This is a genomic window from Stenotrophomonas sp. 3diitr2024, from assembly GCF_042136455.1.
Classification (GTDB): Bacteria; Pseudomonadota; Gammaproteobacteria; order Xanthomonadales; family Xanthomonadaceae; genus Stenotrophomonas; species Stenotrophomonas sepilia.
In genome coordinates this window covers 1-2,834 of record NZ_JBHHMJ010000029.1, presented here as the reverse complement: position 1 = coordinate 2,834, position 2,834 = coordinate 1, and the positions used below count along the sequence as shown (strand labels likewise).

Annotated in this window: 3 protein-coding genes; 2 read left to right on the top strand and 1 reads right to left on the bottom strand. The window is 68.5% G+C overall.

From position 1 onward, the window contains the following. Positions 1-90: 90 nt before the first annotated feature. Complete coding sequence (locus tag ABGA94_RS00435; protein WP_111187579.1) at positions 91-948, bottom strand: EamA family transporter; 858 nt, start codon at positions 946-948, stop codon at positions 91-93. Between the two features lie 43 nt (positions 949-991). Between ABGA94_RS00435 and ABGA94_RS00430 the strand changes: the two genes are divergently transcribed. Then, positions 992-1,663 (top strand): alpha/beta hydrolase, encoded by a 672-nt coding sequence (locus ABGA94_RS00430; RefSeq protein ID WP_065196012.1) that lies wholly within the window; start codon positions 992-994, stop codon positions 1,661-1,663. After that, entirely contained in the window at positions 1,660-2,760 is a 1,101-nt protein-coding gene (zapE, locus tag ABGA94_RS00425) for a cell division protein ZapE (RefSeq protein ID WP_375366001.1), read from the top strand. The genes ABGA94_RS00430 and zapE overlap by 4 nt, the downstream gene beginning before the upstream one ends. The last annotated feature ends 74 nt before the right edge of the window (positions 2,761-2,834 follow it).

Below are 2,834 nucleotides of genomic sequence, written 5' to 3'. Positions count from 1 at the left end.
CGTGGGAATGGGATCCGACCCCGGGGCAATGGTCGCGTCAGGGGTCGGATCCCATTCCCACGGAATGGGCTCTGACCCCGATGCACATGCTCACCCCCAGGCGATCAAGCCGATCGCCAGCACCGCCAGCGCCAAACCGGCACGGTTCCACTTCGTGGTGGCCTCGCCGAAGGCAAACACGCCCACCAGTGCACCCAGCACCACCACGCCGATGTTCATGCCGGCGAACACGGTGGCCGGGTTGTCCGGCATCGACTGGTGCGCATGCACATAGAACAGGATGTTGCTGCCATTGAGCAGGCCCAGCAGCGCACCCGCGCCGAGGTTGCGCCAGGCCAGCCGGCTGCGGCCACTGACATGCCGCCACAGCTGCAGGGCCAGCATCAGCACGAAGGCCACGCTGAAGCTGGCCAGCACCGCCGCCATCGACGGCGTGCCCGACAGCGCCACCTGCTTGAGCAGCACGTCCACCACCGCAAACCCGCCCCATACGCCCAGCAGCCAGCCCCAGCCGCCGGGCGAGGACGCCACCGCCGGGCCGCGCGGGCGCAGGCTGATCGCCACCATGGCGACCAGGCCCAGCGCCAGGCCGACCAGCTTCCACGGCGTCGCGCTCTGGCCGAAGAACAGGAAGGCGGCAGCCAGTGACAGCAGCAGCGACAGGCGCTGCGCCACATCGCTGCGCACGATGCCGGCCACCGCCACTGCGCGGCCCAGCACCAGGAAGATCGAGGGCAGCACCACCGCCAGCGCCAGCAATGACAGCCACGGCGCATGCGGCGCGCGCAGCGCATCCAGCGGCGGCTGCAGCACCACCGCGGTGAGCGTTGCCGCCACCAGATAGTTCCAGGTGACCATCTGCGCGACATCCAGCTGGCGGCGTCCAGCCACCTTCAACACCACCGAAACCAGCACGCTGCAGATCACGGCCAAAGACAGGTAGAGCATGGGGCGGGCACAGGGCAGGGGCGGGGGACGGTATCATGGTGCCATGCACAAGCCTTCGTTCCCCGTCGCCCCCGGCGAAACCGCCTGTCTTCAACTGGATGGCCCGGCCGGCCCGCTGGAAGTGGTCGTCGACCTGCCCAAGGCCGATGTGCCGGTGCAGCCGATCGTGGCCATTGTCTGCCATCCGCTGTCCACCGAAGGCGGCACCCTGCACAACAAGGTGGTCACCATGACCGCCACTACCCTGCGCGAGCTGGGCATCGCCACGGTGCGCTTCAACTTCCGCAGTGTTGGCGCGTCGGCCGGCACCTTCGATGGCGGCGTGGGCGAGCAGGATGACCTGAAGGCGGTCGCCGCCTGGGTGCGCAGCCAGCGCCCGCACGACCGCCTGTGGCTGGCCGGTTTCAGCTTCGGTTCGTTCGTGTCGCTGAAGGCGGCTGCCGCGCTGCAGCCGGAAGCGCTGATCTCGATCGCGCCGCCGGCTGGTCGCTGGGATTTCGACGGTATCGCACCGCCGGCCCGCTGGCTGGTGATCCAGGGCGAGCAGGACGAGATCGTCGACCCGCAGGCCGTCTACCAGTGGCTGGACACGCTGGAGTTCCCGCATGAGCTGGTGCGCATGCCCGAGACCAGCCACTTCTTCCACCGCAAGCTGATCGACCTGCGCGGCGCGCTGACCCACGGCGTGAAGCATTGGCTGGGCGCGGCGGCATGAGTGCAACCGAGTTGACCCCGTCGCAGCGGTACGCGGAAGGGGTCGCCCGTGGTGACTGGCAGGACGACCCGGCCCAGCATGCAGCGCTGGCCGAGCTGGACCGCATCCACCTGGGCCTGCTGGACAGTGCCGAGGACGGCTGGCTGGACCGCCTGTCCTCGTTCTGGAAGAAGCCCGAGCCGGTCAAGGGCCTGTACTTCTGGGGCGGCGTCGGCCGCGGCAAGACCTTCCTGGTCGACCTGTTCTACGACGGGCTGCCGATCAAGCAGAAGTACCGCACGCATTTCCATCGCTTCATGCGCAGCGTCCATGAGCGCCTGCGCGAGCACCAGGGGCAGAGCGACCCGCTGGCGAAGATCGCCCAGGAGTGGCGCAGCAACCTGCGCGTGCTGGTGCTGGACGAGTTCTTCGTCACCGACATCGGTGATGCGATGCTGCTGGCGCGGCTGCTGGAGCGCCTGTTCGCCGAGGGCGTGACCCTGGTCACCACCTCCAACACCGCAGTGGAGAACCTGTACCTCAACGGCCTGCAGCGCGAGAGCTTCCTGCCGGCCATCGGCCTGTTGCAGCGCTTCTGCGTGGAGCTGTACGCCGAAGGCACCGAGGATTACCGCATGCGCGCGCTGACCCGCTCGCCGGTGTACCGCGCACCGCTGGCGGCCGACAGCGATGAGTGGCTGGCCACGCGCTGGAACGAGCTGAGTGGCGGCCAGCCGGCCAAGGCCGGCAACATCGAGATCGAGGGTCGCAAGATTCCGGTCCGTGGCCGCGGCAAGAGCATCGCCTGGTTCGATTTCGCCGCGCTGTGCGAGGGCCCGCGGGGGCCCTCGGACTACATCGAGATCGCGCACGAGTTCAACACGGTGCTGCTGGGCGGCATACCGGCATTCGATCGCCTGAACGAAGATGCCGCGCGCCGCTTCGTCAACCTGATCGACGAGTTGTACGACCGCCACGTCAACCTGGTCTGCACCGCCAGCACCTCGCCGGTCGAGCTGTACACCGGCCAGCGCCTGCAGGGCGCGTTCGAGCGCACCGCCTCGCGCCTGATCGAGATGCAGAGCGCCGAGTACCTGGGCACCCCGCACCGGGCGTGAGGGTAGTGCCGTTTGTAGAGCCGGGCCCACGCTCGGCTGCTTTTCGGCACATCATTCAGAAGCAGCCGAGCGTG